This window comes from Ferrovum myxofaciens (assembly GCF_000735045.1).
GTDB classification, from domain to species: domain Bacteria; phylum Pseudomonadota; class Gammaproteobacteria; order Burkholderiales; family Ferrovaceae; genus Ferrovum; species Ferrovum myxofaciens.
Map to the genome: position 1 here is coordinate 26134 of NZ_JPOQ01000079.1, position 6431 is coordinate 32564.

Annotated in this window: 6 protein-coding genes and 1 pseudogene; 6 read left to right on the plus strand and 1 reads right to left on the minus strand. The window is 58.3% G+C overall.

The window, feature by feature from the left end; all coding sequences use genetic code 11:
* Positions 1–91 precede the first annotated feature (91 nt).
* From IV91_RS0110085 to IV91_RS0110110, 6 genes are read left to right on the plus strand one after another with little or no spacing between them, the layout of a single operon-like run.
* A complete protein-coding gene (locus tag IV91_RS0110085) occupies positions 92–1096 on the plus strand; it encodes an aminoglycoside phosphotransferase family protein (protein WP_200874370.1) in 1005 nt (334 codons plus the stop codon).
* Positions 1060–1821, plus strand: coding sequence for a nucleotidyltransferase family protein (locus tag IV91_RS0110090; RefSeq protein ID WP_150112448.1), 762 nt, complete (start codon positions 1060–1062; stop codon positions 1819–1821). The genes IV91_RS0110085 and IV91_RS0110090 overlap by 37 nt, the downstream gene beginning before the upstream one ends.
* A complete protein-coding gene (locus IV91_RS0110095; protein WP_035417722.1) occupies positions 1806–3134 on the plus strand; it encodes an aminopeptidase P N-terminal domain-containing protein in 1329 nt (442 codons plus the stop codon). Before IV91_RS0110090 ends, IV91_RS0110095 begins: the two co-directional genes overlap by 16 nt.
* The gene (locus tag IV91_RS0110100) at positions 3107–4285 is read left to right on the plus strand and encodes an FAD-dependent monooxygenase (protein ID WP_031598044.1); all 1179 of its coding nucleotides are present in this window, start codon (positions 3107–3109) and stop codon (positions 4283–4285) included. The genes IV91_RS0110095 and IV91_RS0110100 overlap by 28 nt, the downstream gene beginning before the upstream one ends.
* Positions 4282–5460: an FAD-dependent monooxygenase gene (locus tag IV91_RS0110105; protein WP_031598046.1), complete on the plus strand. Its 1179-nt coding sequence runs from the start codon at positions 4282–4284 to the stop codon at positions 5458–5460. The genes IV91_RS0110100 and IV91_RS0110105 overlap by 4 nt, the downstream gene beginning before the upstream one ends.
* 21 nt (positions 5461–5481) lie before the next feature.
* Positions 5482–6219, plus strand: coding sequence for a DsbC family protein (locus IV91_RS0110110; RefSeq protein ID WP_051862517.1), 738 nt, complete (start codon positions 5482–5484; stop codon positions 6217–6219).
* A 143-nt stretch (positions 6220–6362) separates the two neighbouring features.
* Here IV91_RS0110110 and IV91_RS20020 read toward each other — a convergent pair.
* Positions 6363–6431 (minus strand): annotated as a pseudogene (locus IV91_RS20020) (IS200/IS605 family transposase); the annotation flags it as partial.

Genomic DNA, 6431 nt, shown 5'->3' on the forward strand with positions numbered 1-6431 from the left:
CGAACGGGTTATCAGGTTGAAAATCTTTGTTAAAATCTCACAAATTGACCTAAATGGCAATCCTTGCTTTCATTTCCTGGAAAAATAATTGGTGCGACGACAAGCCCTTCATCAGTGGTTGACCCCGTTTTATCCGGTGCCTTTCGAGGCAATCCGGCCCGCTTCCTCCGATGCCAGTTTTCGTCGGTACTACCGGGTCATGACCCCGGAGGGCTCACGCATTCTCATGGATGCCCCGCCGGACAAGGAGGATTGCCATTCCTTCGTGCGGGTTTCCCGTCTTTTTGCCGAGGCGGGGGTTCATGTGCCGCGCATTTTTGCCTGGGAAGAAAAACTGGGTTTCATGATGCTGGAAGATTTCGGCGAGACTTCCTACCTGAGTGCGTTGCAAACCGACGGGGGGCAAGGACTGAGTGCCGACACCCTGTACGGCAATGCGCTGGAGGCGTTGGTGCGCATTCAGTTGGCCAGTGGGGACGGGGTTCTGCCGCTTTATGAGCGTCCCCTGTTGCTGCGGGAAATCCATCTCTTTCCAGAGTGGTATGTGCAAAAGCATCTGGGGGTCGTCTGGACGACGCAGGAACGAGCTACCTTTGAGGCGGTGGTTCAGGGATTGCTGGATGCCATCGAAGGTCAGGCACAGGTTTGGGTGCATCGGGACTACCATAGTCGCAACCTGATGGTGGCTACGCCTGATCCAGGGGTGCTGGATTTTCAGGATGCCGTGCAGGGTCCGGTGACCTATGATGCCGTTTCTCTGCTCAAGGATGCCTATATCCATTGGGAAGAGGCACAGGTGCTGGATTGGTTGGTGCGCTATTGGGAACGGGCACGGGCTGCGGGGATTCCGGTGGGGAAGGATTTTGGAGCGTTCTATCAGGATTTTGAATGGATGGGCGTGCAACGGCACCTGAAGGTGTTGGGGATTTTTGCACGTCTTGCCCAACGCGATGGGAAAACCGGGTATCTGGCGGACATGCCGCGCGTGGAGAAGTATCTGATGACGGCCTGCCGGCGCTACAAAACGTTACAGCCTCTGGTACCGCTCCTGGAACGGTTGTGGCAGACACCGTCCCGGACAGGGTATACCTTCTGATGCCTCAAGCCATGATTTTGGCTGCGGGGCGGGGCGAGCGCCTGCGTCCATTCACGGACCAGCGTCCCAAACCCCTGTTGCCGGTACGTGGAAAACCATTGATCGAATGGCAGATCGAGGGGTTGGTTCGGGCGGGATTCGATGAGATTGTGGTCAATGGGGCATGGTTGGCAGAGCCCCTGGAATCCTTTCTGGCGCAGGGGCAGCGCTGGGGCATTACGCTGCATTGGTCCCGGGAAAATCAGGCATTGGGTACGGCGGGAGGCGTGGTGCAAGCCCTGCCGTTTCTGACGGACCCGATATTTGCCGTGGTCAGTGCCGATATTCATACCACCTATGCCTATGAACTGCTCAGGGTTCGGTTGGAACGATGGAGGAATTCGCTGGAGGGGGAAGGCGTAGACCAACCTCCACTGGCTCATCTGGTGTTGGTGGAAGATGAGCGCTATCCCCCGGATTTTTCCCTGGATGCCAAGGGCAGGGTGACCCCGCCCACCGATCGGGCAGGGACCTATGGCAACATCGGTTTGTTCCGGCGTTCTTTTTTCACTTCCCTGGAGCGTGGAGAAAATGCCGATCTGGGGGCTTTATTGAGGGACGCGGTGTCCCGGCACCAGGTGAGCGGAGAATGGACCGTCTCTCCCTGGATCAATGTGGGCACGCTGGCAGAGTGGCAACGTGCTGAAAAATATTCGAAGGAGTCTGATTCATGTCTGTCCCTTTGACCTCCCTGTCCCTGTTGCGTGCCCGTCGTCGCCGTTTGGCCGATTCCCTGGGTTCGGGCATCGCCATTCTTCCCACGGCGCCCGAGCGGGTAAGGAATGCAGATACGCATCATCCTTATCGTTGGGACAGCCATTTTCATTATCTGACGGAATTTCCCGAACCCGAGGCCGTGTTGGTGCTGCAGGGAGGAAAAAAACCGCGCAGTCTGCTGTTTTGTCGTCCCCGGGATCCTGAACGGGAACGCTGGGAGGGGCGCCACTATGGTCCGGAACAGGCCTGCGCGCAGTTTGGGATGGATGCTGCCCATGCGTTGTCCGAGTTGGATGAACTATTACCTACCTTGCTGGCAGGGTGTGAGACGGTGTATTCCATGATGGGCCAGGATGAAACTTGGGACCGGCGGATTCAAGGGTGGTTGCAGATCCTGCGGAATCAGGTGCGAAGTGGAGTGCGCGCCCCCCGTCAGTGGATTGATCTGTCCGATCGCTTGGGAGAAATGCGTCTGGTCAAGGAAGCACGGGAGTTGCAATTCATGCGCCGGGCTGCGGATATATCGGCTCGTGCCCATTTACGTGCCATGCAGGCGACCCGTCCGGGGCGCTACGAATACGCTGTGGAGGCTGAACTGTTGCATGAGTTTCGGGGCCGGGGAGCCACGGGTCCCGCTTACCCTTCCATTGTTGCGGGCGGAGAGAATGCCTGTATCCTCCATTATGTGGACAACTCGGCCCGTCTGCGCGACGGAGATCTATTGTTGATCGATGCGGCCTGTGAATGGCAGGGGTATGCTGCGGACATTACGCGCACGTTTCCGGTTAACGGACGTTTCAGTACGGCTCAACGGGATCTTTACGAAGTGGTGCTGGCCGCCCAGCAGGCCGCATTGGGACAGATCAAGGCGGGGAAACGGGTATCGGCTTACCATGAGGCGGCTCTGAAGGTGTTGGTTCAGGGGCTGATCGACCTGGGTTTATGTCAGGGAAGTGTGGAGGGTGTTCTGGAAAGTGGGGAATACCGGCGTTTTTACATGCACCGCACGGGCCACTGGTTGGGAAGGGATGTGCACGATGTGGGGCGCTATGTGGACGATGAGGGGAAACCACGCCGACTGTTGCCCGGTATGGTATTGACGGTGGAGCCGGGCCTTTATGTGGGGGGAGAGGAGGATATTCCGGTTGCTTTTCGCCATACGGGCATTCGTATCGAGGACGATGTGGTGGTGGGGGAAAAGGGGCATGAAGTAATTACGGATGCCGTTCCCAGAACAGTGGAGGAGATCGAGACATGGATGGCGCAGACCCTGCGGCGGTGATCATTGTTGGGGGAGGGCCCGTAGGGGCGGCGACTGCGCTGGGTCTGGCCCGGCGCGGGGTGCCGGTACGCCTGCTCGAGGCTCGTCCCTCCTTGCGTGCCGATGACCGGCGCACCCTGGCCCTGGCTCAGGGAAGCCGGCAATTGCTCGATGGATTAGGGGCCTGGCCCAGGGCAGAGGTGACGACCATCGATCAAATCCATATTTCCCAGCGTCATCGCTTCGGACAAACCACGCTGACGGCTCAGGAGGCTGGAATGCCCGCACTGGGTTACATTCTGCGTTACAACACGCTGATGGCGTGCATGGACGAACAGGTGCGCCAGACTCCCGGCCTGTCGCTTGAAACCGGCGCTGAAGTCAAGGCGGTGTTACCCGGAGGCCAGGAGACCGAGGTGATTTGGCAGGCACAGGGCAAAGAGTGCCGTGCCCGGACTCCACTGGCGGTGCTGGCCGATGGGGGGCGGGCGTTGACTGCGCAGGTATTTGGTGCCGCACGGGAACAGCCTTATACCCAGGTGGCCCTGGTGGCCCAACTGGAAACGGATCGATCCGTCGGATCCCTGGCCTACGAACGATTTACACCAGAGGGCCCCATCGCGCTGCTTCCTCTGGGGCAACGGTATACCCTGGTGTGGACGGGAACCCAGGAACAGACTGAATTGAGGCTGGATTGGTCTGATGAAAAATTTTTGAACGAATTGCAGGCGGCTTTCGGGGGGCGGGCAGGCAATTTTCTTCGACTCCATGGACGCAGTTGGTTTCCCCTCACCCTCAAGGTTCTGGATAGCGTGATCCGTCCCCATGCTGTGGCCATTGGCAATGCGGCTCAAACCATGCATCCGGTGGCGGGGCAAGGGCTCAACATGGGGTTGCGGGACGCCGACCAGTTGATCCGTCTGGTGGGGGAAGGCGAGCCGGATTGCCGGGGAAGTGCCGCTCAACTGGAACGGTTCGTGGCCCTGCGCCAGCGGGACCGGCGCTGGGGGATCGGATTCACCCATTCGCTGGTACGCCTGTTTTCCAATGACTGGCCGATCCTGACCCAGGGTCGGGGCATCGGGTTGGCGGCGCTGAATGGATTACCGGGAATGCGCCGGGCTCTGACCCGCGTCATGTCCTTCGGGTTCCAGGGAGGGAGGAGAGGATGACAGGACGAACTCAACCGCTGGAAGTGATGATCGTTGGGGCAGGGATTACCGGATTGGCTTTGGGGTTGGTCTTGCATCAGAAGGGTGTGCGCGTGAAGGTGATCGATCGTCAGCCCTTGCCTGAGTTTGTTGCGCCGGCGGGATTCGATCAGCGCATTTATGCCATGAGTCTGGCCAGTGAAGGATTCCTGCGTCGTGCGGGAGGCTGGCAGGACATGGATCGGACGCGCATCCAGCCGATTCTCGGGATGAAAGTGCAGGGCGACCGGGATGGACGCTTTTCTTTGACCCCCCACGATGGACAAACTTCCCCTATGGGCTGGATTGTGGAGGCAGGTGCCATGTCCAGTGCCTTACACCGGTACCAGAAAAAGGTGGCGCCCGAATTGCTTGAAACCGGGGTGACCGTCAGTGCCGTTCACGAGAAGGAACGCAGTCTGGAAGTGCACCTGAGTCAGGGGCAGTGCTGGCAAACCCGACTTCTGGTGGCGGCCGATGGGCTTCATTCGGATTTGCGCGAACGGTTTGGCATTCCTGCATACTTCAGTCCCTATGGTCACAGGGCCGTGGTGGCCAACTATCGAATCAGTGGGGAACATGGAGGGGTGGCCCGACAATGGTTCGTTCCTGGCGAAGTGATTGCCCTGTTGCCTCTTCCGGGACAGCGGGTTTCCCTGGTATGGTCTGCCCAGAGCGATCATGCCCAAGCCTTGCTGGCGATGTCTCCTGCGCAACGTACCCAGGCCTTGCAGCAACAGGTGGGGTATGAACTGGGTCTTCTGGAAGAAATTTCCGTACCGGCCGATTTCGAATTGCGCCGCATGAATGTGGCGCGCTGGATTGCTCCACGTTTTGCTTTGGTGGGGGATGCGGCCCATGGGGTACACCCCATGGCCGGACAGGGTTTGAACCTGGGTTTGCAGGATGCAGCCTGTTTGGCTGATACGCTGATGGCCCGTGGGCCAGGACCGGATTGTGGCGATCGTTCCCTCCTGCGTCGGTATGAACGGGCTCGTCGGGAACCTGTGGCGGTGATGCAGGGTCTGACGGGAGGATTGGCCCATCTGTTTTCTGCTTCCCGGAGTCAATGGGGGTGGGTCAGGAATTGGGGAATGAATCGGTTGGAAGGATGTTCCTGGTTAAAGGATGAGTTGGTGCGTTATGCCAATCGATAGGCAATGAATCGAGGAGTCAAAATGGAAAGCGGGGTACGTTGGAAAGACTGGCTTGGGCGTTTCTGGTCCGGGGCCTTGCTGGGTACGGTGTTGGTCGGTGCGCAGGCGGACGAGGCGTTGGTGCGTCAACATCTGCAACAGAAATTGCCCAAACTGGCCCCCCATGTGCTGCAGATTCATCCGGCCCATGCCCTGGGTCTGTACGAACTTTACACCGATGATCGTCAGATTCTCTATGTGGATGAGGCGGTTACCACGCTGGTGGCGGGAGATCTGATTGAGGCTCATAACCTGCATAACATGACGGAAGCTCGTCTCAAGATTCTGGGGGCGGTCAAACCGAGCGATCTTCCGCTCAACCTGGCCTTGAAACGGGTCAAGGGGAACGGGAAACGGGTGGTGGCGGTGTTTTCTGATCCGGATTGTCCTTTTTGCCGAAAGTTGGAAAAGGAACTGAGCAGCATTACCGATGTGACCGTTTACACTTTCCTTTATCCCATTGCATCGCTGCATCCTGATGCCCCGGAACGGTCCCATTGGATAGCCTGTTCCAAAGATCCGGAAAAAGCCTGGGAAGACTATCAGTTAAGAAATATCGAACCCATCCATCACGAGTGTCAGGATCAACTCGAAGAGGTTCAGAACCTGGGGGAAAAGTATCGGATCAGTGGAACGCCTACCCTGGTGTTTGCAGATGGCGAAGTGGTTCCGGGCGCGTTGCCCAGAGCCGAACTGGAGAAAGCACTGGGTCCTCACTGAAGCGGGGGAAAGTGACGATGGGGGTCCCGGAATTTTCTGGCGGGGCCCCCATCGTCGGTGGAATTACCCGGACTGCGCGAAAAGCTCCGTCGTTCAGGGCGGGGATGAATAGCGCGGATGCCGAAGGCATCCATCTTCGTTTCCTATAGTGGCGTTTGCTGTTGCTCGATATATTGTTTGATGATGCCAATCGGCGCACCTCCACACGAAGA